General features: G+C 66.1%; 22 protein-coding genes and 1 pseudogene. 14 read left to right on the top strand and 9 right to left on the bottom strand.

Annotation, left to right across the window (positions count from 1 at the left end):
- The first annotated feature begins 104 nt into the window (after nt 1-104).
- The 8 genes and pseudogenes from DMO17_RS00115 (at nt 105) to trpC (ending at nt 8066) form a co-directional block, all read left to right on the top strand.
- Nucleotides 105-1352, top strand: coding sequence for an ABC transporter permease (locus DMO17_RS00115; protein ID WP_110680290.1), 1248 nt, complete (start codon nt 105-107; stop codon nt 1350-1352).
- A gap of 265 nt (nt 1353-1617) precedes the next feature.
- Nucleotides 1618-2445 carry an ABC transporter permease gene (locus DMO17_RS00110; RefSeq protein ID WP_110680753.1) on the top strand — a complete coding sequence of 276 codons (828 nt, stop codon included), beginning with the start codon at nt 1618-1620 and terminating at the stop codon, nt 2443-2445.
- Between the two features lie 101 nt (nt 2446-2546).
- A complete protein-coding gene (rpe, locus tag DMO17_RS00105; protein WP_110680289.1) occupies nt 2547-3221 on the top strand; it encodes a ribulose-phosphate 3-epimerase in 675 nt (224 codons plus the stop codon).
- Between the two features lie 38 nt (nt 3222-3259).
- A pseudogene (locus DMO17_RS00100) lies at nt 3260-4032 on the top strand (phosphoglycolate phosphatase).
- 71 nt (nt 4033-4103) lie between these two features.
- The gene (trpE, locus tag DMO17_RS00095) at nt 4104-5582 is read left to right on the top strand and encodes an anthranilate synthase component I (RefSeq protein ID WP_110680288.1); all 1479 of its coding nucleotides are present in this window, start codon (nt 4104-4106) and stop codon (nt 5580-5582) included.
- Between the two features lie 11 nt (nt 5583-5593).
- A complete protein-coding gene (locus tag DMO17_RS00090) occupies nt 5594-6187 on the top strand; it encodes an aminodeoxychorismate/anthranilate synthase component II (RefSeq protein WP_110680287.1) in 594 nt (197 codons plus the stop codon).
- Nucleotides 6187-7233, top strand: coding sequence for an anthranilate phosphoribosyltransferase (gene trpD / locus DMO17_RS00085; protein ID WP_110680286.1), 1047 nt, complete (start codon nt 6187-6189; stop codon nt 7231-7233). The genes DMO17_RS00090 and trpD overlap by 1 nt, the downstream gene beginning before the upstream one ends.
- Nucleotides 7230-8066, top strand: a complete 837-nt coding sequence (trpC, locus tag DMO17_RS00080) for an indole-3-glycerol phosphate synthase TrpC (RefSeq protein WP_110680285.1) — start codon at nt 7230-7232, stop codon at nt 8064-8066. Before trpD ends, trpC begins: the two co-directional genes overlap by 4 nt.
- 169 nt (nt 8067-8235) lie before the next feature.
- On the opposite strand, the gene crp is transcribed toward trpC, so the two are convergent.
- Nucleotides 8236-8880: a cAMP-activated global transcriptional regulator CRP gene (gene crp, locus DMO17_RS00075; protein ID WP_021702474.1), complete on the bottom strand. Its 645-nt coding sequence runs from the start codon at nt 8878-8880 to the stop codon at nt 8236-8238.
- A 236-nt stretch (nt 8881-9116) separates the two neighbouring features.
- Here crp and DMO17_RS00070 point away from each other — a divergent pair, with 236 nt between their 5' ends.
- Both DMO17_RS00070 and speD read left to right on the top strand, forming a co-directional pair.
- On the top strand, nt 9117-9539 hold the full coding sequence (locus DMO17_RS00070) for an OsmC family protein (RefSeq protein WP_110680284.1): 423 nt from the start codon (nt 9117-9119) through the stop codon (nt 9537-9539).
- Between the two features lie 211 nt (nt 9540-9750).
- Nucleotides 9751-10545: an adenosylmethionine decarboxylase gene (speD, locus tag DMO17_RS00065; RefSeq protein ID WP_110680283.1), complete on the top strand. Its 795-nt coding sequence runs from the start codon at nt 9751-9753 to the stop codon at nt 10543-10545.
- A gap of 54 nt (nt 10546-10599) precedes the next feature.
- Here the strand turns inward: speD and coq7 are convergent, their stop codons facing one another.
- Complete coding sequence (gene coq7 / locus DMO17_RS00060) at nt 10600-11247, bottom strand: 2-polyprenyl-3-methyl-6-methoxy-1,4-benzoquinone monooxygenase (RefSeq protein WP_110680282.1); 648 nt, start codon at nt 11245-11247, stop codon at nt 10600-10602.
- 80 nt (nt 11248-11327) lie between these two features.
- Nucleotides 11328-11666, bottom strand: a complete 339-nt coding sequence (locus DMO17_RS00055; protein WP_110680281.1) for a histidine triad nucleotide-binding protein — start codon at nt 11664-11666, stop codon at nt 11328-11330.
- Nucleotides 11667-11990: 324 nt separating this feature from the next.
- On the opposite strand from DMO17_RS00055, the gene DMO17_RS00050 reads away from it, so the two are divergent.
- The gene (locus DMO17_RS00050; protein WP_110680280.1) at nt 11991-13472 is read left to right on the top strand and encodes an AAA family ATPase; all 1482 of its coding nucleotides are present in this window, start codon (nt 11991-11993) and stop codon (nt 13470-13472) included.
- On the opposite strand, the gene DMO17_RS00045 is transcribed toward DMO17_RS00050, so the two are convergent.
- From DMO17_RS00045 to hemJ, 4 genes are all read right to left on the bottom strand, one after another.
- Complete coding sequence (locus DMO17_RS00045; protein ID WP_110680279.1) at nt 13469-14275, bottom strand: SDR family NAD(P)-dependent oxidoreductase; 807 nt, start codon at nt 14273-14275, stop codon at nt 13469-13471. The genes DMO17_RS00050 and DMO17_RS00045 overlap by 4 nt on opposite strands.
- 3 nt (nt 14276-14278) lie before the next feature.
- Nucleotides 14279-15256, bottom strand: coding sequence for a DUF805 domain-containing protein (locus DMO17_RS00040; protein ID WP_110680278.1), 978 nt, complete (start codon nt 15254-15256; stop codon nt 14279-14281).
- An 88-nt stretch (nt 15257-15344) separates the two neighbouring features.
- Nucleotides 15345-16307, bottom strand: coding sequence for an NAD(P)H-dependent flavin oxidoreductase (locus DMO17_RS00035; RefSeq protein WP_110680277.1), 963 nt, complete (start codon nt 16305-16307; stop codon nt 15345-15347).
- A gap of 18 nt (nt 16308-16325) precedes the next feature.
- On the bottom strand, nt 16326-16751 hold the full coding sequence (gene hemJ / locus DMO17_RS00030; RefSeq protein ID WP_110680276.1) for a protoporphyrinogen oxidase HemJ: 426 nt from the start codon (nt 16749-16751) through the stop codon (nt 16326-16328).
- Nucleotides 16752-16887: 136 nt separating this feature from the next.
- Here hemJ and argC point away from each other — a divergent pair, with 136 nt between their 5' ends.
- Entirely contained in the window at nt 16888-17922 is a 1035-nt protein-coding gene (gene argC / locus DMO17_RS00025; RefSeq protein WP_110680275.1) for an N-acetyl-gamma-glutamyl-phosphate reductase, read from the top strand.
- A 169-nt stretch (nt 17923-18091) separates the two neighbouring features.
- Entirely contained in the window at nt 18092-18442 is a 351-nt protein-coding gene (gene erpA / locus DMO17_RS00020) for an iron-sulfur cluster insertion protein ErpA (protein WP_021702463.1), read from the top strand.
- 61 nt (nt 18443-18503) lie between these two features.
- Here erpA and DMO17_RS00015 read toward each other — a convergent pair whose 3' ends face one another.
- Both DMO17_RS00015 and DMO17_RS00010 read right to left on the bottom strand, forming a co-directional pair.
- A complete protein-coding gene (locus DMO17_RS00015; protein WP_110680274.1) occupies nt 18504-19595 on the bottom strand; it encodes an anhydro-N-acetylmuramic acid kinase in 1092 nt (363 codons plus the stop codon).
- A gap of 1 nt (nt 19596) precedes the next feature.
- The gene (locus tag DMO17_RS00010; RefSeq protein ID WP_110680273.1) at nt 19597-21021 is read right to left on the bottom strand and encodes a peptidoglycan DD-metalloendopeptidase family protein; all 1425 of its coding nucleotides are present in this window, start codon (nt 21019-21021) and stop codon (nt 19597-19599) included.
- A 181-nt stretch (nt 21022-21202) separates the two neighbouring features.
- Between DMO17_RS00010 and tyrS the strand changes: the two genes are divergently transcribed.
- Nucleotides 21203-22402 carry a tyrosine--tRNA ligase gene (tyrS, locus tag DMO17_RS00005; RefSeq protein ID WP_110680272.1) on the top strand — a complete coding sequence of 400 codons (1200 nt, stop codon included), beginning with the start codon at nt 21203-21205 and terminating at the stop codon, nt 22400-22402.
- Nucleotides 22403-22598: the final 196 nt, after the last annotated feature.

The raw sequence follows: 22598 nt of genomic DNA, 5'->3' as shown, positions 1-22598 counted from the left end.
TTCCTGGTGAAGGGGAGTTGGTTGGAGGGGCGCTCCCCCGTCCCTCCGAACCCTCGCCCGCGGTTGGGCGAGGGCGCTTTGTCCCGGTGTCTCTGGAGCCCGCGATGGCCACTACCGTTTCCCTCACCGAATTCGCCGGCCTGACGCTGAAGCAGAAGCTGGCCCGCGCCGAGCGCATCAACCGGCTCAAGGCCCAGGGCCTGATCCTGCCGCTGCTGGTGTTCCTCTTCGTGGTGTTCCTGCTGCCGATCGGCATCCTGCTCTACAAGAGCGTGGAGAACCCCGAGGTGGTCGAGGCCCTGCCGCGCACCGTCGAGTCCATCGCCAGCTGGGATGGTCGCGGCCTGCCGGAAGAGCCGGTGTACCGGGCCCTGGCCCTGGACCTGGCCGAGGCGCGCAAGAACCAGACCATCGGCGACCTGTCCAAGCGCCTGAACATGGAACTGGCCGGCTACCGCAGCCTGATGGCCAAGACCGGCCGCGCGCTGCCGTTCAAGCAGGAGCCCGCCTCCTACAAGGACGCCCTGGAGAACCTCGACGAGCGCTGGGGCGACCCGGCCTACTGGCAGGTGATCCGCCGCAACAGCAGTGCCTTCACGGCCTATTACCTGCTGGCCGCCCTCGACCACCGGATCGACGATCTCGGCGAGCTGGCGTCCGCCACCCCGGACCAGGCCATCTACCTGGATATCTTCGTGCGCACCTTCTGGATGGGGCTGGTGATCACCGCCCTGTGCCTGGTGCTGGCCTATCCGTTGGCCTACCTGCTGGCCAACCTGCCGACCCGCACCAGCAACCTGCTGATGATCCTGGTGCTGCTGCCCTTCTGGACTTCGATCCTGGTGCGCGTGGCGGCCTGGATCGTGCTGCTGCAGTCCGGTGGCCTGATCAACAGCGCGCTGATCGCCATGGGCATCATCGACCAGCCGCTGCAGCTGGTGTTCAACCGGACCGGCGTCTACGTGGCCATGGTGCACATCATGCTGCCGTTCATGATCCTGCCGATCTTCAGCGTGATGAAGGGCATCTCGCCCTCCTACATGCGCGCCGCCATCTCGCTCGGCTGCCACCCCTTCGCCAGCTTCTGGCGGGTGTACTTCCCGCAGACCCTGGCCGGTGTCGGCGCCGGCTGCCTGCTGGTGTTCATCCTGTCCATCGGCTACTACATCACCCCGGCGCTGCTGGGCAGCCCGAACGACCAGATGATCAGCTACTTCGTCGCCTTCTACACCAACACCACCATCAACTGGGGCATGGCCACCGCCCTCGGCGGCCTGCTGCTGCTGGCCACCATGCTGCTCTACGTGGTCTACAGCTGGCTGGTGGGCGCCAGTCGCCTGCGCTTGGGATAAAAAGGCCTGCGTAGCAGGCCAACTGATGACCCTCGCCCCTTCGGGGAGACGACTGCAAGGATGCAGGAGGTAGGGCGACGCAGGATGCCGAAGCCGAGGGTGCCCGTAGGGCGGGAGAGGGGATTTGCCAACGCATCCCTCTCCCCCAGCCCCTCTCCCGTGAACGGGAGAGGAGGGCGAAGATGACCCTCACCCCTCTGGGGAGAGGGTGCCCGCAGGGCGGGAGAGGGGCGATGCCCCGCTAGAGATTGATTGGAGAATGCAGATGCTGAGTCCCTACAAGTCCCCCGTCGAGCGCGCCTGGTTCTGGACCCATCGCAGCCTGTGCGCGCTGGTGCTGCTGTTCCTGATCCTGCCGGTGCTGGTGATCATCCCGCTGTCGTTCAACTCCGGCAGCTTCCTGGTCTATCCGCTGCAGGGCTTCTCCCTGCGCTGGTATGCCGACTTCTTCAGCTCCGCCGAGTGGATGCGCTCGCTGACCAACAGCATGATCGTGGCGCCGGCCGCCACCCTGCTGGCCATGGTCTTCGGCACCCTGGCGGCGATCGGCCTGACCCGCGGCGAGTTTCGCGGCAAGGCGCTGGTGATGAGCCTGCTGATCTCGCCGATGGTCGCCCCGGTGGTCATCGTCGGCGTCGCCAGCTACCTGTTCTTCGCCCCGCTGGGCCTGGGCAACAGCTACACCTCGCTGATCCTGGTGCACGCCGTGCTCGGCGTGCCCTTCGTGATCATCACGGTGTCCGCGACCTTGCAGGGCTTCAACTACAACCTGGTGCGCGCCGCCAACAGCCTGGGTGCCTCGCCGCTGCTGGCATTCCGCAAGGTGACCCTGCCGCTGATCGCCCCCGGGGTGATTTCCGGCGCGCTGTTCGCCTTCGCCACCTCGTTCGACGAGGTGGTGGTGACCCTGTTCCTCGCCGGCCCGGAGCAGGCCACCCTGCCGCGGCAGATGTTCAGCGGCATCCGCGAGAACCTGTCGCCGACCATCGCCGCCGCCGCCACCCTGCTGATCGGCTTCTCCATCGTCATGCTGCTGACCCTGGAGTGGCTGCGCGGGCGCAGCGAGAAGCTGCGCACCTCGATGCCGGAGTGACCCGCTCCGCCCGGCCGCTGCGGTGGACTGACGCATGACCACCGCCGCAGCCGGCGACTCAGGCTACAATCGCGCCACCGTGATCCAGCCCTGAGGCCGCCATGCAATCCTTCGCCATCGCCCCGTCGATCCTCTCCGCCGATTTCGCCCGCCTGGGCGAGGAAGTCGACAAGGTCCTCGCCGCCGGCGCCGACATCGTCCACTTCGACGTGATGGACAACCACTATGTGCCCAATCTGACCATCGGCCCGATGGTCTGCGCGGCGCTGCGCAAGTACGGCATCAGCGCGCCGATCGACGCGCACCTGATGGTCAAGCCGGTCGACCGCATCATCGGCGACTTCATCGAGGCCGGCGCCAGCTACATCACCTTCCACCCGGAAGCCTCCGAACACATCGACCGTTCCCTGCAGCTGATCCGCGACGGCGGCTGCAAGGCCGGCCTGGTGTTCAACCCGGCCACCCCGCTGGACTGCCTGAAGTACGTGATGGACAAGGTCGACATGATCCTGCTGATGAGCGTCAACCCCGGCTTCGGCGGGCAGAAGTTCATCCCCGGCACCCTGGACAAGCTGCGCGAGGCCCGCGCGCTGATCGACGCCTCCGGCTACGCCATCCGCCTGGAGATCGACGGCGGGGTCAACGTGAAGAACATCCGCGAGATCGCCGCGGCGGGCGCCGACACCTTCGTCGCCGGTTCGGCCATCTTCAACCAGCCGGACTACAAGGCGGTGATCGACGCCATGCGCGCCGAACTGGCCCAGGTTCGCGCGTGATCCTCGAGCTGTTCCGCGGCGAGCTGCCGCGCCTGGTGATGTTCGACCTGGACGGCACCCTGGTGGACTCGGTGCCCGACCTGGCCGCCGCCATCGACCGCATGCTGGCGCAGCTCGGCCGCGAACCCGCCGGCGTCGAGCGAGTGCGCCACTGGGTCGGCAATGGCGCGCGGGTGCTGGTGCGCCGGGCCCTGGCCGGCGGCCTCGAGCACGGCGCGGTCAGTGATGCCGATACCGAGCGCGCGCTGGAGCTGTTCAGCGAGGCCTATGCTGGCAGTCATGCGCTGAGCCGGGTCTACCCCGGCGTGGTCAGTACCCTGGACTGGCTGCGCGGCGCCGCCGTGGAACTGGCGCTGATCACCAACAAGCCCGAGCGTTTCGTCGCCCCGCTGCTGGACGAGATGGGCCTGGGTGGCTATTTCCGCTGGATCATCGGTGGCGACACCCTGCCGCAGCAGAAGCCCGATCCGGCCGCGCTGCTGCACGTGCTGCGCCTGGCCGGCGTGGCAACGGAGCAGGCGCTGTTCGTCGGCGACTCGCGCAACGATGTGCTGGCCGCCCACGCGGCTGGCGTGCCTTGCGTGGCCTTGTCCTATGGCTACAACCACGGCCGGCCGATCGCCGAGGAGAACCCGGCGCGGGTGCTCGACGATCTGCGCCAGCTGCTGCCCGGTTGCGCGCAGGAGGGCGCTGGGGTAATGTCCCCGAACCCTTCCGAATACCCGCCGCACGAGACAGCATCGTGGTAGTTGCCCGCAAACACTGGATGAAAGTCATCAAGGCCCTGGCCCGCTGGCGCTGGCGCGCCTGACTTCTCCTGGCCGGCTGGTTCCGGCGCGTTTGCCCGACTCCCGTTCACCCTCATTGACGAGGCTGCTGTTTATGAACCGCGAAGAATTCCTGCGTTTGGCCGCCGACGGCTACAACCGCATTCCGTTGGCCTTCGAGACCCTGGCCGACTTCGACACCCCGCTGTCGATCTACCTCAAGCTGGCCGACACCCCCAACTCCTACCTGCTGGAGTCCGTGCAGGGCGGCGAGAAGTGGGGCCGCTACTCGATCATCGGCCTGCCGGCGCGCACCGTGCTGCGCGTGCATGGTCACCATGTCAGCGTCCGTGTCGACGGCATCGAGGTAGAGAGCCTGGAAAGCGAAGACCCGCTGGCCTTCGTCGAGCAGTTCAAGGCGCGCTATAACGTCCCCACCATCGCCGGACTGCCGCGCTTCAACGGCGGCCTGGTCGGCTACTTCGGCTACGACAGCGTGCGCTACGTGGAGAAGAAGCTGGCCCGGTGCCCAAACCCCGATCCGCTGGGCACCCCGGATATCCTGCTGATGGTCTCGGACGCCGTGGTGGTGTTCGACAACCTGGCCGGCAAGATGCACGCCATCGTCCTCGCCGACCCCAGCCAGGCCGAAGCCTTCGAGCAGGGCCAGGCGCAGCTGCGCGAACTGCTGAACAAGCTGCGCAGGCCTATCACCCCGCGCCTGGGGGTGGACCTGAGCAAGCCGGCGGGTAAGGAGCCGGACTTCGTCTCCAGCTTCAAGCGTGATGACTACGAGGCGGCGGTCGATGCGATCAAGGAGTACATCCTGGCCGGCGACTGCATGCAGGTGGTGATCTCGCAGCGCATGTCGATCCCCTTCCAGGCAGCACCTATCGACCTGTACCGCGCGCTGCGCTGCATCAACCCGACGCCCTACATGTACTTCTTCAACTTCGGCGACTTCCACGTGGTCGGCTCGTCGCCGGAAGTGCTGGTGCGGGTCGAGGACAACCTGGTCACCGTGCGCCCGATCGCCGGAACCCGCCCGCGTGGCGCCACCGAGGAAGCGGACCTGGACCTGGAACAGGACCTGCTGTCCGACGCCAAGGAGATCGCCGAGCACCTGATGCTGATCGACCTGGGGCGCAACGACGTCGGCCGCGTGTCGACCACCGGCACGGTGAAGGTCACCGAGCAGATGGTGATCGAGCGCTACTCCAACGTCATGCATATCGTCTCCAACGTCACCGGCCACCTGAAGGAAGGCCTGTCGGCCATGGACGCCCTGCGCGCCATCCTGCCGGCCGGCACCCTGTCCGGTGCGCCCAAGGTGCGCGCGATGGAAATCATCGACGAGCTGGAGCCGGTCAAGCGTGGTGTCTACGGCGGTGCCGTGGGCTACCTGGCGTGGAACGGCAACATGGACACCGCCATCGCCATCCGCACCGCGGTGATCAAGGACGGCGAGCTGCACGTGCAGGCCGGCGCCGGCATCGTCGCCGACTCGCAGCCGGCCCTGGAGTGGGAAGAAACCCTGAACAAGCGCCGCGCCATGTTCCGCGCGGTCAGCCTCGCCGAACAGTCCGTAGAGTAAGGGGCCCCGCCATGCTGCTGATGATCGACAACTACGACTCCTTTACCTACAACGTGGTGCAGTACCTGGGCGAGCTGGGTGCCGATGTCCACGTGATCCGCAACGACGAACTGACGGTCGCCGAGATCGAGGCTTTGCAGCCCGAGCGCATCGTAGTCTCGCCCGGCCCCTGCACGCCGACCGAGGCAGGGGTGTCCATCGAGGCCATCCTGCACTTCGCCGGCAAGCTGCCGATCCTCGGCGTGTGTCTGGGCCACCAGAGCATCGGCCAGGCCTTCGGCGGCGACGTGGTGCGCGCGCGCCAGGTGATGCACGGCAAGACCAGCCCGGTGTTCCACGAGGACAAGGGCGTGTTCGCCGGCCTCAACAAGCCGCTGACCGTGACCCGCTACCATTCCCTGGTGGTCAAGCGCGAAACGCTGCCGGAGTGCCTGGAGATGACTGCCTGGACCCAGCATGCCGACGGCTCGGTGGACGAGATCATGGGCCTGCGCCACAAGACCCTGAACATCGAGGGCGTGCAGTTCCACCCGGAATCCATCCTCACCGAGCAGGGCCACGAACTGTTCGCCAACTTCCTCAAACAGCAAGGCGGAGTGCGCTGATGGACATCAAGGAAGCCCTCAACCGGGTGGTCAACAACCTCGACCTGACCACCGCCGAGATGCAGGACGTGATGCGCCTGATCATGACCGGCCAGTGCACCGACGCGCAGATCGGCGCCTTCCTCATGGGCATGCGCATGAAGAGCGAGACCATCGACGAGATCGTCGGGGCCGCCACCGTGATGCGCGAGCTGGCCTCGCCGGTGAGCATCGACGCCGAGCGCCTGGTCGACACCTGCGGCACCGGTGGCGATGGCATGAACGTGTTCAACGTCTCCACCGCCGCCGCCTTCGTGGTCGCCGCGGCCGGTGGTCGCGTGGCCAAGCATGGCAACCGTGCGGTCTCCGGCAAGAGCGGCAGCGCCGACCTGCTGGAGGCCGCCGGGGTCTACCTGAATCTCAAACCCGAGCAGGTCGCGCGTTGCGTCGAGAGCGTCGGGGTCGGCTTCATGTTCGCCCCGGCCCATCACGGCGCCATGAAGCATGCCATCGGTCCGCGCCGCGAGCTGGGCCTGCGCACCCTGTTCAACATGCTCGGCCCGATGACCAACCCGGCCGGGGTCAAGCACCAGGTGATCGGCGTGTTCAGCCAGGCGCTGTGCCGGCCGATGGCCGAGGTGCTGCAGCGCCTGGGTAGCCAGCATGTGCTGGTGGTGCATGCCAGCGACGGCCTGGACGAGATCAGCCTGGCCGCACCGACCCATGTCGCCGAACTCAAGGACGGCGTGGTCAGCGAGTACCGCATCCAGCCGGAAGACTTCGGCATTCGCAGCCAGACCCTGATCGGCCTGACCGTGGAGGGCGCGCAGGACTCGCTGGCGCTGATCCGCGACGCGCTGGGCAAGCGCAAGACCGACAATGGCCAGAAGGCTGCCGACATGATCGTGCTCAACGCCGGCGCTGCGCTGTATGCCGCCGACATCGCCACCAGCCTCAAGGAAGGCGTGCAGCTGGCACAGGACGCCCTGCACACCGGCCTGGCCTGGGAGAAGCTGGACGAGCTGGTGTCCTTTACCGCCGTGTTCCGCGTGGAGAACGAAGGATGAGCATTCCAACCGTGCTGGAGAAGATCCTCGCCCGCAAGGCCGAGGAAGTCGCCGAGCGCCGCGCCCGTGCCAGCCTGGCCGAGGTCGAGGCGCTGGCCCGCGCCGCCGATGCCCCGCGCGGCTTCGCCCGTGCCCTGCAGGAGCGGGTGGCGCGCAAGCAGGCGGCGGTGATCGCCGAGATCAAGAAGGCCTCGCCGAGCAAGGGCGTGCTGCGCGAGGATTTCGTGCCCGCCGAGATCGCCAGGAGCTACGAGGCCGGTGGCGCGGCCTGCCTGTCGGTGCTGACCGACATCGACTTCTTCCAGGGCGCCGACCAGTACCTGCGCGAGGCCCGCGCGGCCTGCAGCCTGCCGGTGATCCGCAAGGACTTCATGATCGACCCGTATCAGATCGTCGAAGCCCGTGCCCTGGGCGCCGACTGCGTGCTGCTGATCGTTGCGGCGCTGGACGACGTGCGCATGGCCGAACTGGCAGCCACCGCGAAGGATGTCGGCCTCGATGTGCTGGTAGAGGTGCACGACGGCGCCGAGCTGGATCGTGCCCTTAATACTCTGGACACGCCGCTGGTGGGCATCAACAACCGTAACCTGCACACCTTCGAGGTGAGCCTGGAAACCACCCTGGACCTGCTGCCACGCATTCCGCGCGAGCGTGTGGTGATCACCGAGAGCGGCATCCTCAGCCGTGCCGATGTCGAGCTGATGGAGATCAACGAGGTGCATGCTTTCCTGGTTGGCGAGGCCTTCATGCGTGCCGAGGAGCCGGGGAGCGAGCTCAAGCGCCTGTTCTTCCCGGATGGCAAGCGCGTGGTGTTGGGCGCCGATCCGGACTGAACCGATCCGGACATGAAAAAGCCCGCCGATTGGCGGGCTTTTTCATTCATCGGGCTAGCGAGCTAGAGCGAGGCTAGGAGCAAGCTGCTGAGGGAGCGGAGTTTACATACCGTAAATGAGCATCCCGAAGCAGCTTGCGACGACGATTCGCCGACGCGTAGCAGTCCGATCAGCGGGTACCGAAGACCACCATGGTCTTGCCTTTCACATGCACCAGGCCCTGTTCCTCCAGGGACTTGAGCACGCGGCCGACCATCTCGCGGGAGCAGCCGACGATGCGGCCGATTTCCTGGCGGGTGATCTTGATCTGCATGCCGTCCGGATGGGTCATGGCGTCCGGCTGCTTGCACAGGTCGAGCAGGGTGCGCGCGACGCGGCCGGTGACGTCGAGGAAGGCCAGGTCGCCGACCTTGCGCGTGGTGTTGCGCAGGCGGTCGGCCATCTGGCTGCCCAGGGCGTAGAGAATCTCCGGGTCCTGCTGGGTCAGTTCGCGGAACTTGGCGTAGCTCAGCTCCGCCACTTCGCACTCGGTCTTGGCGCGCACCCAGGCGCTGCGCTCCTTCTCGGTGCCTTCCTTCTCGAACAGGCCCATCTCGCCGAAGAAGTCGCCGGCGTTGAGGTAGGCGATGATCATTTCGCGGCCATCGTCGTCTTCGATGAGGATGGTGACCGAGCCCTTGATGATGAAGAACAGGGTCTCGCAACGGTCCCCTGCATAGATGATGGTGCTCTTGGCGGTGTAGCGGCGGCGGTGACAGTGCGCGAGCAGCTTGTCGATGTTCTTGATCTTAGGTGTAAGGGTAATAGCGACCATGCCCGAGTCCCGAAAAGTGAGTAAGCCTTTGTCCAGCAGGCGAATTTCTTATTAGTTATCCGAACAAGTGTGCCAGTTATCCGCCGCCAGCTTAACAGACACTCGGGGTGCGGCAACGCGAATTTGCGACGCAGTCAACACTGACCGTGGCCCATTGCCGCGAAATGGCGTGTCAGGGCCGTGCAGGGGCGCTGTGTTAAGCTAGCGACATTTTTTCGGGCAGTGGAGTCCTGGCGATGAAAGCACGCATTCAATGGGCCGGCGAGGCCATGTTCCTCGGTGAATCCGGCAGCGGCCACGTGGTGGTGATGGACGGCCCGCCCGAGGCCGGTGGTCGCAACCTCGGCGTGCGCCCGATGGAAATGGTGCTGCTCGGCCTGGGCGGCTGCAGCAACTTCGACGTGGTCAGCATCCTGAAGAAGGCGCGCCAGCCGGTGGAGAGCTGCGAAGCCTTCCTCGAGGCCGAGCGCGCCGACGAAGATCCCAAGGTGTTCACCAAGATCCACCTGCACTTCGTGGTCAAGGGCCGTGGCCTCAAGGAGGCGCAGGTCAAGCGCGCCGTCGAGCTGTCGGCGGAGAAGTACTGCTCGGCCTCGATCATGCTCGGCCGCGCCGGCGTCGAGATTACCCACGACTACGAGATCGTCGAGCTGGGCTGACCCGCGTTCGTCATCTCGGGCGCGCATGCTCTGGCGGAGCCGGTTCCGGCTCTGCATAATGCGCGCCTTTTCGCGGGCTCCCGCCCGCAACCCCAAACCACAATCGCCATCGCGAAGAGGTGTTAACCGTCCTACGCAGCTGAGTCGTTCGCAGCTGACGGGCATGCTCGATCACGCGGCAGGGCCGCATCCACATAGAGAGTTCCAAACGGTGAAAAGCAAACTCAAGCTCCACGGGTTCAACAACCTGACGAAGACCTTGAGCTTCAACATCTATGACATCTGCTACGCGGAAACCCCGGAAGACCAGCAGGCCTACGTGCAGTACATCGACGAAGAGTACGATGCCGAGCGCCTGACGCAGATCCTCACCGATGTTGTCGACATCATCGGCGCCAATATCCTGAACATCGCCCGTCAGGACTACGACCCGCAAGGCGCCAGCGTGACCATCCTGATCTCCGAGCAGCCGGTGGAACCCACCGCCAGCCAGATCGAGGAATCCCCGGGGCCGCTGCCGGAGACCATCCTGGCGCACCTGGACAAGAGTCACATCACCGTGCACACCTACCCGGAGATCCATCCGGTCGAGGGCATCGCGACTTTCCGCGTGGACATCGACGTGTCGACCTGTGGCGTGATCTCGCCGCTGAAGGCGCTCAACTACCTGATCCACCAGTTCGACTCGGACATCGTCACCGTCGACTACCGCGTGCGTGGCTTCACCCGCGACGTGGAAGGGAAGAAGCACTTCATCGACCATGAGATCAACTCGATCCAGAACTACCTCTCCGACGACACCCTCGACGCCTACCAGATGATGGACGTCAACGTGTACCAGGAGAACCTGTTCCACACCAAGATGCTGCTCAAGCAGTTCGACCTGGACAACTACCTGTTCGGCGACGCCACCCGCAACCTCACCGCCGAGCAGCGCAAGCAGGTGGAAGAGCGGGTGCGCCACGAGATGCTGGAGATCTTCTACGCGCGCAACATGCCGCGCTGAGTTTCCCGCCATGAAAAAGCCCGCCGATTGGCGGGCTTTTTCATGGTTGCCGGCTCAGATCCGGTAGGTGCTCTTGGTCATCACCTTGGACAGCAGGCTCATGCCCAGCTTGACCGGTGCCGGGAAGCGCAGGCCGCCGGCCTCCAGGGCACTGGTGGCATGCTGCTGCTCGTCCTCGCGCATCTGCTCGAGGATGGCGCGGGTCTTGGCGTCTTCCGCCGGGATCTGCTCCAGATGCTCGTCCAGGTGCTTGACCACCTGATCCTCGGTGGCGGCGACGAAACCCAGGCTGACCCGGTCGCTGATCAGCCCGGCGACCGCGCCGACGCCGAAGGACAGGCCGTAGAACAGCGGGTTGAGCAGGCTCGGCTGGCTTCCCAGCTCGCGGATGCGCTGCTCGCACCAGGCCAGGTGATCGATCTCCTCGTCGGCGGCGTGCTCCATGGCCTGGCGCACTTCCGGCAGCCGGGCGGTCAGCGCCTGGCCCTGGTACAGCGCCTGGGCGCAGACCTCACCGGTGTGGTTGATGCGCATCAGCCCGGCGACGTGGCGGGCCTCGTCGTCACTCAGCTCCGTCTCGCTCTGCAGGATGGCCGGCGATGGCCGCGTCGGGGCGCCGCTGAATGGCAGCAGGGTGCGCATGGCGGCATCGGCCTGGATCAGCAGGCGGTCGACGGGGGAAAACTGGCGTTCGTTGCTCATGGCCACCTCCACGGAAAGCATGCCGGCAGTTTACCCGAAGCCCGGCGGACAAATCCGCCCGGCGACAAGAGGCCGCACCGTCAGCCCGGCGGCCAGTGCAGCTGGCGCTGGCCGAGCACGTGCATATGGATGTGATGCACGGTCTGCCCGCCCTGCTCGTTGCAGTTCATCACCAGGCGGAAGCCTTCTGTGCAGCCTTCCTGCATGGCCAGGCGCTGGGCGGTGTAGAGAATGTGCCCGGCCAGTGCCCGGTCATCTTCGGTGAGCTGGTCGGGGCGGGCGATGTGGCGCTTGGGGATCACCAGGAAATGCACCGGCGCCTGCGGGCCGATGTCGTGGAAGGCCAGCACCTGGTCATCCTCGTAGAGCTTGCGGGCCGGTATCGCGCCGGCGACTATGCGACAGAACAGGCAGTCCATGCGCTTTCCTCCGAAGGCGGTGGGTATGCTGCGAGTTTAGGGTCTGTTGCCGTTTCGCCGCGACCGCGACGGAGCCAGTTTTTGTGCGGAGCTAGGCGCGAGACGCGAAGTTTGGCCATCCAAATGAGCCGTCGAGTAACGACGATCCGCACAAAAACTGGCCCGGCCCTACGGGTTGCGCGGAAAATCGCGCCATGCGTCGTTGCGGAACTTGGCAAGGGATCACCATTCCCTGCGTCCCGCGCCTAGCCTGGCGCGATTTTTCGCGGCAACGCGGCTTGCGCCGAAACGGCAACAGACCCTAATGCTGCACAAGGAGAGGCTGTGAAGAACGACGTACACGATCTGGGGCTGGTGCTGGAGTCCCGTGTCAAACTGGTGGTGATCGAGTCCTGGGACGAGCCGCGGGTGCTGGAGACCCTGACCTCGCTGGCGATCAAGCGCGGCCTCGGCATCTACACCTGGGCGGTGACCGAGGGCCTGCAGCGCCTGGGCTTCGGCGGCGAGCCGGTGGGCGAGCTGGACAGCCGCGAGCCGGAGCAGGCGCTGCGCCTGATCAAGGCCGACCCGACGCCCAATCTCTACGTGATGTGCGACCTGCATCCGTTCCTGGTCGACAACCCCAAGCTGGTGCGCCTGCTCAAGGAAATCGCCATGAGCGAGGTGGCGCACAAGCCGACCCTGGTGCTGGTGTCGCATGCCCTCAAGCTGCCGGTCGAGGTGCAGCGCTACGCCGCGCGCTTCAGCCTGGCGCTGCCGACCGAGGAGGAGCTGCTGACCATCGTCCGCGACGAGGCCACGCGTTGGAGCGAGCGCAACCGCGGTGCGCGGGTGCGCACCGACAACCGCACCCTGCAGCAGGTGGTGAAGAACCTGCGCGGCATGAGCCACGCCGAGGCGCGGGCGCTGGCGCGCAACCTGATCTGCGACGACGGCGCCATCACCCAGGAAGATCTGCCGGAACTGAACAAGGCCAAGTTCCAGCTGCTCGACCTGGAGGGCGTGCTGAGCTTCGAGCATGACACCGCGCGCTTCGCCGAGGTCGGCGGCCTGGTCAACCTGAAGCGCTGGCTGGGCGAGCGTCAGGAGATCTTCGCCAGCGGCAAGGGCACCGACATGCCGCGCGGTGTGCTGCTGGTCGGCGTGCAGGGCGGTGGCAAGAGCCTGGCGGCCAAGGCGGTGGCCGGTCTCTGGGGCCTGCCGCTGCTGCGCCTGGACTTCGCCAGCCTGTACAACAAGTTCTTCGGCGAGACCGAGCGCAACCTGCGCGAGGCGCTGAAGATGGCCGAGCAGATGGCGCCCTGCGTGCTGTGGATGGACGAGATCGAGAAGGGCCTGGCCACCGGCAGTAACGACGACGGTGTCAGCCAGCGCGTGCTCGGTACCCTGCTGACCTGGATGGCCGAGCGCAAGGCGCCGGTGTTCATGGTCGCCACCGCCAACGCCATCGACCGCCTGCCGCCGGAACTGGTGCGCAAGGGCCGCTTCGACGAGCTGTTCTTCGTCGACCTGCCGGATGCCGAGGTGCGCGCGGAGATCTTCGCCATCCACCTGCGCCGTCGCGAGCTGGACCCGGCACAGTTCGATCTGGCGGCGCTGGCGGCAGCCTGCGAGGGCTTCTCCGGCGCGGAGATCGAACAGGTGGTGGTCAGCGCCCTGTATGCCGCCCAGGCCCGCCAGCAGGCGGTGGACCAGGCATTGCTGCTGAGCAACATCCAGGGCACGGCGCCGCTGTCGGTGGTGATGGCCGAGCGCCTCACGGCGCTGCGCGCCTGGGCCGCCGGGCGCACGGTGGATGCCGGCTAGGTCTCCTCGGCGCCCTCGCGTGGCAGCAGCGGGCGCACCATGCGCATGGCGATGCGCCGTACCAGTGCGCGCGGCGTCAGGCGCAGCAGCTGCGGCAGCAGGCGGTGGCGCCAGCCGGGGATGATGATGGCGCGGTTGCGCTGCAGGCCCTGCACGGCGATCTGCGCGATCCGCTCCGGGCTCTCCAGCAGCTGGCGGCGCTGCAGGCCCTCGCTGCGCAGGCGGGCGCGGCGGAAGAAGGCGGTGGCTACCGGCCCCGGGCAGAGCACCGAGACCTTCACGCCGAAGGGCGCCAGCTCGCTGCGCAGCGCCTCGGAGAGGTGCAGCACATAGGCCTTGCTGGCGAAGTAGTTGCTCATCAGCGGCCCCGGCTGGAAGGCGGCCAGCGAGGCGACGTTGAGGATCTGCCCGCCGCCGCGGCGCTTCATGTCCGCACCCAGGGCGTGGCACAGGCGGGCCAGCGCCAGCATGTTGAGCTCGATCAGGTCCTGTTCGTGGCCCCAGTCCTGCTCGACGAACAGCCCGGCGCTGCCGATGCCGGCGTTGTTCACCAGCAGGTCGATGTGTCGCTCACCCTGTTCCAGCTCCTGGATCAGGCCGGTGAGCTGCAGCGGCTCGGTCAGGTCGCAGACGCGCAGCAGCGCCTCGATGCCGAAGCGCTGGCTCAGCTCGCAGGCGATGCTCTCCAGCGCATCGCGCTGGCGCGCCACCAGGATCAGGTTGTGCCCGCGCCGGGCCAGTGCCTCGGCCAGGGCCAGGCCGAGGCCGCTGGAGGCGCCGGTGACAAGGGCGTAGCCGCTCAAGCCTTACTCCTCAAGGTCGGGAACCTGATAAGACTGCGCGCCCTGTGCGCGCTCGACATAGTCCTGGTAGGCGGGGATCGAGATGGCGGCGAGGATGCCGAGGATCGGCACCAGCAGGCAGGACCAGGCCAGGACGATCACCCCACGGCTGTTCGGCGGTGGCGGCGGGCCGTAGCGGTTGGCGCCCTGGGTGCCTGGTACCACCAGCATCAGCAGGGCGAACACGGTGCCCACTAGCGGCACCAGGTTGAGCAGCCAGAGCCAACCGGACCAGCCGAGGTCATGCAGGCGCTGCACGCCGATCATAACGCTGACCACTACCGCGGCTATCACCAGCGGCACCATCAGGATGCCGCCGACGATCGGCGAAATGGCCATGGCGCCCACGGCGATGGCATAGGCCAGCATGGCGATGAGCATCATGCCCATGGACCAGCCCAGGTAGCGCACGCGACCGATCCGGCCATTGATGCTGAGCACCTTTAGCTCGGCATATTCCGGCAGGGTCTCGGCGACTTCCGACTTGGGCGTGCTGTAGGGCGAGGGTGTCTCGCCGGCGGCCACTGCCGGTGCGCTCTCGGCCAGCTGCGCCTGGCGCGCCAGATACTTCTCGATGATGATGCCGCAGGCCGCGCACTCGGGCGCCTTGGCCTGCTCGTGGCCGCACTTGGGGCAGCTCATTCTGGCGTCGGCGGCAGCCTCTGCCGGGCGGTGATCATCGGTGTCCACCAGGCTGAGACCAGCGCCGATGTCGCGTTCCTTGCGCACCAGGGCGCCGGCCTGCTGCAGGGCGGCCAGGTACTTGTCGGCTTCGGCCTCGGCCAGGTCACGCTTGAGCGCCACCGGCGAGCCGCTGAACAGTGCATCGATCTTGCTCTGGTCGCTCTTGAACAGGCGCGCCAGGTTGTTCTTCACCGTATCCAGCGCCATTTCCGGCATCAACTGGCCGTCGAAGACGATCTTGTAGCGGGCTTCGGTCATGCGTGCATCCCTGTCTGCTGTATTGAAGTGCCTAGAGCCTAGGGGCTTTGCCGTGGGTGAACAAGCGAACGCCTGCGCAAAATGCCGCTCAGCGCGGCCAGCGCTGGGCCAGCTGCAGACCGCGGCTCTGGGCGGCGCGGTATTCGGCATCCAGGCGGGCCACCAGTTCGGCCACCGAAGGCAGGTCGTCGATGCCGCCGACGCCCTGGCCGGCCGACCACACGGTCTTCCAGGCCTTGGCCTCGTCGCTGATCGGCTTGAGCTTCTCGCCGTAGTTGACGTCGCCCTTGTCCTGCAGGCGCCCCAGGTCGTAGCCGGCCTTTTCCAGGCTCTGCCGCATGAAGCTGGCCGGCACGCCGGACACCGCCGGGGTGTGGATGATGTCGGCGGCGCGGGCGCCGAGGATCATCTGCTTGTAGTCGGCGTCGGCCGCGCTCTCGCGGGTGGCGATGAAGCGCGTGCCCATGTAGGCCAGGTCGGCGCCGAGCAGCTGGGCAGCGAGGATCTCGTGGCCATGGTTGAGGCAGCCGGAGAGCAGCAGGGTCTTGTTGAAGAACTGGCGGATCTCGGCGATCAGGGCGAAGGGGCTCCAGGTGCCGGCATGCCCGCCGGCCCCCGCGGCCACCGCGATCAGGCCGTCGACCCCGGCCTCGGCGGCCTTCTCCGCATGGCGGCGGGTAGTCACGTCGTGGAACACCAGGCCGCCATAGCCGTGTACCGCATCCACCACTTCCTTGACCGCACCCAGGCTGGTGATCACCACTGGCACCTTATGTTCGACGCAGATGGCCAGGTCGGCCTGCAGGCGCGGGTTGCTGCCGTGCACGATGAGGTTGACCGCATAGGGCGCCGAGTCTGTCGCAAGGCCGGCCTCGATCTCCTCCAGCCAGGCCTTGAAGCCGCTGCTCTCGCGCTGGTTCAGCGCCGGGAAGCTGCCCAGCACGCCGCTATGGCAGCAGGCCAGCACCAGCTGCGGGTTGGACACCAGGAACATCGGCGCGGCGACCACCGGCAGGCGCAGGCGTTGGTCGAGCAGGGCGGGCAGGGACATGGGGCTTTCCTCTTGCTATCAGAAGGGTTTGACCACCACCAGGATCACGATGCCCAGCAGGAACAGCACCGGCACTTCGTTGAACCAGCGGTAGAACACATGGCCGCGGACGTTCTCGCCGCGGGCGAAGCGCCGGAGCTGGGCGCCGCAGACATGGTGGTAGCCGACCAGCAGAACCACCAGCAGCAGTTTGGCATGCAGCCAGCCCATCTTCAGCCAGGCCGGGTTGAGGTAGAGCAGCCAGGCGCCAAGGACCAGGGTGGCAACCATCGAGGGGTTCATGATGCCGCGGTACAGCTTGCGCTCCATGATGCAGAAGCGCTCGCGACTGGGCTGGTCCTCGGCCATGGCGTGGTAGACGAACAGGCGCGGCAGGTAGAACAGGCCGGCGAACCAGCAGACGATGGCGATGATGTGCAGGGCCTTGACCCAGAGATAGAGCATGGACGTCATCCGGCGGCAGATTTGCCGTCGATAGTAGAGAAAGCCATGCCCGTGCGTCACCCATGAGGTTGGCCGTCGCGGCCCGTGGCCTTATCATCGGCAGCCTTTCTCAACGGTCGCGTAGCGGGGGTGTGCAATGGTCAAGGTCGGAATCGTCGGCGGCACGGGTTACACCGGGGTGGAGCTGCTGCGCCTGCTGGCCCAGCACCCGCAGGCCGAAGTGGCGGTGATCACCTCGCGCTCCGAGGCCGGGGTCAAGGTCGCCGACATGTACCCCAACCTGCGCGGCCACTACGACAACCTGGCCTTCAGCGTGCCGGACGTGGCCACCCTGGGCGCCTGCGACGTGGTGTTCTTCGCCACCCCGCACGGTGTTGCCCATGCCTTGGCCGGCGAGCTGCTGGCGGCCGGCACCCGGGTCATCGACCTGTCCGCCGACTTCCGCCTGCAGGACGCCGAGGAGTGGGCCAAGTGGTACGGCCAGCCGCATGGCGCGCCACAGCTGCTCCCCGAGGCCGTCTACGGCTTGCCGGAAGTCAACCGCGAGGCGATCAAGGGCGCGCGCCTGATCGCCGTGCCGGGTTGCTACCCGACGGCCACCCAGCTTGGCCTGATTCCGCTGCTGGAGGCCGGCCTGGCCGACCCGAGCCGCCTGATCGCCAACTGCGCCTCCGGCGTCAGCGGTGCCGGGCGTGGCGCCAAGGTCGGTTCGCTGCTGTGCGAGGCCAGCGAGAGCATGATGGCCTATTCGGTCAAGGGCCACCGCCACCTGCCGGAGATCAGCCAGGGTCTGCGCCGCGCCGCCAATGGCCCGGTCGGCCTGACCTTCGTGCCGCACCTGGCGCCGATGATCCGCGGTATCCACGCCACCTTGTACGCCACCGTCGCCGATCGCGGCGTCGACCTGCAGGCGCTGTTCGAGCAGCGCTACGCCGGCGAGCCCTTCGTCGACGTGATGCCCGCCGGCAGTCATCCGGAGACCCGCAGCGTGCGCGGTGCCAACGTCTGCCGCATCGCTGTGCACCGTCCGCAGGGCGGCGAGCTGGTGGTGGTGCTGTCGGTCATCGACAACCTGGTCAAGGGCGCGTCCGGCCAGGCCGTGCAGAACATGAACATCCTCTTCGGCCTGGACGAGCGCCTGGGCCTGGCCCACGCCGCGCTGCTGCCCTGATCGCGATGGCGCCTGCGGTGGCTTGAATTCGCCGCAGGTGCTCCTATCTAAAGCGGTAGGGGCTGGTGCCTCTGTCGTCGCGCAATAATTGACCGATTTGCTCGGGTAAGCGGATAATCGCCGCCCGTGTGGTACGTAACATGGCGCCTGGCGCCGGGAGAGCAGCAAGATGAGCGTCGAGACCTTCACTCCAACCCCCCTGATCTTCACCCAGGGTGCGGCGAACAAGGTGAAGAGCCTGGTCGATGAGGAAGGCAATCCGCGCCTGAAACTACGGGTGTTCGTCACCGGTGGTGGCTGCTCGGGCTTCCAGTACGGCTTCACCTTCGACGAGGACGTGGCCGACGACGACACCATAGTCGAGCGCGAGGGCGTCAGCCTGGTGGTCGACCCGATGAGCTTCCAGTACCTGGCCGGGGCCGAGGTGGACTACCAGGAAGGTCTGGAAGGGTCGCGTTTCGTGATCAACAACCCCAACGCCACCACCACCTGCGGTTGCGGTTCGTCCTTCTCGATCTGAGCCCGCTGCCCTGCAAGAAGCCGCGCATCTGCGCGGCTTTTTCGTTTCTGCGCGGCTCGCTTCAGGCCGGATAGATGGCGCCCAGCACCCGCGGGCCGCGGGCGCCGCTGACGCTGGGGCGATTGGCCGGGATGCGTTCCAGGCAGCAGTGCGCCAGCCAGGCGAAGGCCATGGCCTCGACCCAGTCCGGCGGCACGCCGCGCACGGCGGTGCTGGCCACCTGGCAGTTCGGCAGCAGTTCCTTCAGGCGGCGCATCAGCGCGCCGTTGTGCGCGCCGCCGCCGCATACCAGCAGCTCGCTGGTGCTGCTCTGGGCCTGCCGCAGCGACTCGACGATGCTGCGTGCGGTCAGCTCCAGTAGGGTGCGCTGCACATCGGCCGGTTCCAGGCCGGGAAGCGCGGCGAGATGGGCTTCCAGCCAGGGCAGGTTGAACAGCTCGCGGCCGGTGCTCTTCGGGCCCTGGCCGGCGAAGTAGGGATCGTTCAGCAGCCGTTCCAGCAGTGCCTGGTTCGGCGTGCCGCTGGCGGCCCAGGCTCCGTCGCGGTCGAACGACTCGCCGCGCACCTTACCGATCCAGGCGTCCAGCAGCACGTTGCCCGGACCGCAGTCGAAGCCGCGTACCGGCTGGCCGGGGTCGATCAGGCTGAGGTTACTGAAGCCACCGACATTGAGCACCGCGCAAGGCGCGCCGCGGTTGTCGAACAGCGCCTCGTGGAAAGCCGGGACCAGCGGTGCGCCCTGGCCACCGGCGGCGACATCGCGGCGGCGGAAGTCGGCGACCACCTCGATGCCGGTCAGCTCGGCCAGCAGCGCCGGATTGCCGATCTGCACGGTGAAGCCGCGGGCTGGCTCGTGGCGCACGGTCTGGCCGTGGCTGCCGATGGCGCGGATATCGCCCGGGCTCAGCTGCTCGCGTCGCAGCAGCTCATGGATGCCGGCGGCCGCCAGTTCGACCCAGCGCTGCTCGGCGATGGCGGCGCGCGCCAGCTCGTCCGGGCCGGGTGCGCACAGGGCTAGTAGCTCGGCGCGCAGGGCGTCGGGCATGGGCAGGTAGTGATGGGCGAGCAGGGTGGGGCGGGTGTCTTGCTGGATCAGGGCGATGTCCAGCCCGTCGAGGCTGGTACCGGACATCACCCCCAGGTAGCGCGGCATCTCAGGGCTGCTTGTTGGCGGCCAGCAGGGTGGCCCTTTCCTGGTCCATGCGCGCCATCAGCGGCTTGCTCAGCTGCAGGAAGCGCTGCTTCTCGTTGCGCGCGATGGGGTCGGCCATCGGCAGCTTCTGGCTGAGCGGGTCGACGTGGCGGCCATTGACCTGGAACTCGTAGTGCAGGTGCGGCCCGGTGGACAGGCCGGTAGTACCGATGTAGCCGATGATCTGCCCCTGCTTGACGTTGGCGCCGGTACGCACGCCTTTGGCGAAGCCCTGCATGTGCGCATAGAGGGTGCGGTAGCTGTTGCCGTGCTGGATGACCACGGTGTTGCCGTAGCCACCCTTGCGTCCGGCCAGCTGTACGCGGCCATCACCGGCGGCCTTGATCGGCGTGCCGCGTGGCGCGGCGTAGTCGACGCCCTTGTGCGCGCGGATCTTGTTCAGGATCGGGTGGCGTCGGCCCATGGAGAATTTCGAGCTGATGCGGGCGAAGTCCACCGGGGTGCGGATGAACGCCTTGCGCATGCTCATGCCGTCGGCGTTGTAGTAGCTGGAGACGCCCTGCTTGTTGGTGTAGCGCACGGCGGTGTAGGTCTTGCCGCGGTTGGTGAAGCGAGCGGAAAGGATGTTGCCACTGCCGACCTGCTTGTTGCCCACCACCTTCTCTTCATAGATCAGTTCGAATTCGTCGCCCTCGCGGATGTCCATGGCGAAGTCGATGTCGTAACCGAAGATATTGGCCAGATCCATGGTCAGGCTGTGCGACAGGCCGGCGCGTTTGGCCGAGAGGAACAGCGAGCTGTTGATCACGCCGTGGGCGTAGGTGGTGCGCACATCCGGCTTGACCAGTTCGCGCTTGAAGGAGAAGCCCTTGTCGCTACGCGCGAGGGAGATGCTCTCGAGGTCGTTCAGCTTGCTGCTCAGGCGCTCCAGGCGACCATCGCTGGTCAGCTTGAAGTCCAGCACCTGGCCGACGTGCAGACGGCCGAAGCGCTTGGCTTCCTTGCTGCTGCCAAGGGCTTCGTGCAGGGCGTTGGCATCCAGGCCGACCCGGGCGAACACGGTCGACAGGGTGTCGCCGTTGGCGACGGTAACGCTTTTCTGCAGTGGGTCTTGGGGCTGAGAAAGCTGGCTGTCTTCGTTCTTCTTGTTCGCGTCTTTTCCGGCGCTGTTCTGATTGTCGGCGAGGTGCTTGAAGGGTGCATCGCCTCTATCCCCGGCTGCGGAACCTGGTCGGAGGTCGTCCTTTTCCTGCACCAGCTGTTCGGCGCCGCTGTCCAGTTCCAGGCTCAGGTAGGTCTTCTTCGCCTCGACTTCGCGGGATGGGAACACCAGCAAGGCCAGGCTAAGCAGCGCCGCTACACCGCTGGCGGCCAGCAGGTGGCTCCTCGGGTAGGGCGGCGGGGCTTTGGGTACGGAATGCGTCATGGCTCAGGGTGTTTCTTGGAAGAATGCATTAACTGATTAAAATATAATCAAAATTCTCTATAGGCAACCCTGAATGCAGGTTATCGGCCCAATGGCTCGAGCCGGTCGCAAGGCTTGTAATTGGTCAATGATCTTGTATGGTTGGTTCCCTTTTGGTTTGCGAGTGGCAACGAGTCCTGTCATGAAGTCGGTAGAAGAGCAGCTGGCGCTGATCAAGCGTGGTGCGGAAGAGGTCCTGGTCGAGTCCGAGTTGGTAGAGAAGCTCAAGCGCGGCCAGCCGCTGCGCATCAAGGCCGGTTTCGATCCGACCGCCCCCGACCTGCACCTCGGCCATACCGTGCTTATTAATAAGCTGCGCCAGTTTCAGGAGCTCGGCCATCAGGTCATCTTCCTGATCGGTGATTTCACCGGGATGATCGGTGACCCCAGCGGCAAGAGCGCGACTCGTCCGCCGCTGACCCGCGAGCAGGTGCTGGACAACGCCGAGACCTACAAGGCCCAGGTATTCAAGATCCTCGATCCGGCCAAGACCGAAGTAGCCTTCAACTCGACCTGGATGGATCAGCTGAGCCCGGCGGATTTCATTCGCCTGGCTTCCCAGTACACCGTGGCGCGCATGCTCGAGCGCGATGATTTCCAGAAGCGCTATGAAGGCAACCAACCGATTGCCATCCACGAGTTCCTTTACCCGCTGGTGCAGGGATATGACTCGGTGGCCCTGCGTGCCGACGTCGAGCTCGGAGGCACCGACCAGAAGTTCAACCTGCTCATGGGGCGTGAGCTGCAGCGTGCCTATGGTCAGCCCTCGCAGTGCATCGTCACCATGCCGCTGCTGGAAGGGCTGGATGGCGTGAAGAAGATGTCGAAGTCGCTGGGTAACTATGTGGGTATCCAGGAGGCACCGGGCGTCATGTACAGCAAGCTGGTCTCCATGCCCGATGCGCTGATGTGGCGTTACTTCGAGCTGTTGAGCTTCCGTTCCATGGAGGAGATCGAGCAGTTCAAGGCGGATGTCGACAAGGGCGCCAATCCGCGCGATATCAAGATCAAGCTGGCCGAAGAGATAGTTGCGCGTTTCCATGGCGAGGAAGCTGCTGCCAATGCGCACCGTTCCGCAGGCAATCGCCTGAAGGATGGCGAGCTGCCGGACGACCTGCCGGAGGTCGAGCTGCTTTCTATAGAGGATATGCCGATCTCATCCGTCCTTAATAAGGCTGGCTTGGTGAAGAATGCCGCCGCCGCACGCGATCTGCTGAGCGCAGGTAGCGTCAAGGTGGATGGCCAGGTGGTTGATCGTGGTTTCACGTTCAAGCTGGGCGCGAGCCACGTGTGCCAGGCCGGCAAGAAGGCCTTCGCGCGCATCTCCTTGAAGGCAGAGTGAAAATCTTTGCAGAAAGGAGTTGACGGTTAAATTTGGTCCCCTATAATGCGCACCACTTCCGGCGCAGTCCTCTCGGAAAACTCCTTGAAAATCAAAGAGTTGGATGAAAAAAGAGGTTGACCGGATGGCGGATTCGAGTAGAATGCGCCGGGCTGACAGGGTGGTGGTTGAGTCCTGTTGGTGCTTCGGTCGAATG

Source organism: Aquipseudomonas alcaligenes, assembly GCF_003205495.1.
GTDB lineage: Bacteria > Pseudomonadota > Gammaproteobacteria > Pseudomonadales > Pseudomonadaceae > Aquipseudomonas > Aquipseudomonas alcaligenes_B.
The sequence above is the reverse complement of the archived record's forward strand: the minus strand, read 5'-3'. Positions and strand labels throughout refer to the sequence as shown.

Bases quoted from the DNA above. Each gene is read 5' to 3' on its own strand.
- DMO17_RS00115 (WP_110680290.1), top strand. From the start codon at position 105: ATGGCCACTACCGTTTCCCTCACCGAATTCGCCGGCCTGACGCTGAAG.
- DMO17_RS00110 (WP_110680753.1), top strand. From the start codon at position 1,618: ATGCTGAGTCCCTACAAGTCCCCCGTCGAGCGCGCCTGGTTCTGGACC.
- rpe (WP_110680289.1), top strand. From the start codon at position 2,547: ATGCAATCCTTCGCCATCGCCCCGTCGATCCTCTCCGCCGATTTCGCC.
- trpE (WP_110680288.1), top strand. From the start codon at position 4,104: ATGAACCGCGAAGAATTCCTGCGTTTGGCCGCCGACGGCTACAACCGC.
- DMO17_RS00090 (WP_110680287.1), top strand. From the start codon at position 5,594: ATGCTGCTGATGATCGACAACTACGACTCCTTTACCTACAACGTGGTG.
- trpD (WP_110680286.1), top strand. From the start codon at position 6,187: ATGGACATCAAGGAAGCCCTCAACCGGGTGGTCAACAACCTCGACCTG.
- trpC (WP_110680285.1), top strand. From the start codon at position 7,230: ATGAGCATTCCAACCGTGCTGGAGAAGATCCTCGCCCGCAAGGCCGAG.
- crp (WP_021702474.1), bottom strand. From the start codon at position 8,880: ATGGTCGCTATTACCCTTACACCTAAGATCAAGAACATCGACAAGCTG.
- DMO17_RS00070 (WP_110680284.1), top strand. From the start codon at position 9,117: ATGAAAGCACGCATTCAATGGGCCGGCGAGGCCATGTTCCTCGGTGAA.
- coq7 (WP_110680282.1), bottom strand. From the start codon at position 11,247: ATGAGCAACGAACGCCAGTTTTCCCCCGTCGACCGCCTGCTGATCCAG.
- DMO17_RS00055 (WP_110680281.1), bottom strand. From the start codon at position 11,666: ATGGACTGCCTGTTCTGTCGCATAGTCGCCGGCGCGATACCGGCCCGC.
- DMO17_RS00040 (WP_110680278.1), bottom strand. From the start codon at position 15,256: ATGACCGAAGCCCGCTACAAGATCGTCTTCGACGGCCAGTTGATGCCG.
- DMO17_RS00035 (WP_110680277.1), bottom strand. From the start codon at position 16,307: ATGTCCCTGCCCGCCCTGCTCGACCAACGCCTGCGCCTGCCGGTGGTC.
- hemJ (WP_110680276.1), bottom strand. From the start codon at position 16,751: ATGCTCTATCTCTGGGTCAAGGCCCTGCACATCATCGCCATCGTCTGC.
- argC (WP_110680275.1), top strand. From the start codon at position 16,888: ATGGTCAAGGTCGGAATCGTCGGCGGCACGGGTTACACCGGGGTGGAG.
- erpA (WP_021702463.1), top strand. From the start codon at position 18,092: ATGAGCGTCGAGACCTTCACTCCAACCCCCCTGATCTTCACCCAGGGT.
- DMO17_RS00015 (WP_110680274.1), bottom strand. From the start codon at position 19,595: ATGCCGCGCTACCTGGGGGTGATGTCCGGTACCAGCCTCGACGGGCTG.
- DMO17_RS00010 (WP_110680273.1), bottom strand. From the start codon at position 21,021: ATGACGCATTCCGTACCCAAAGCCCCGCCGCCCTACCCGAGGAGCCAC.
- tyrS (WP_110680272.1), top strand. From the start codon at position 21,203: ATGAAGTCGGTAGAAGAGCAGCTGGCGCTGATCAAGCGTGGTGCGGAA.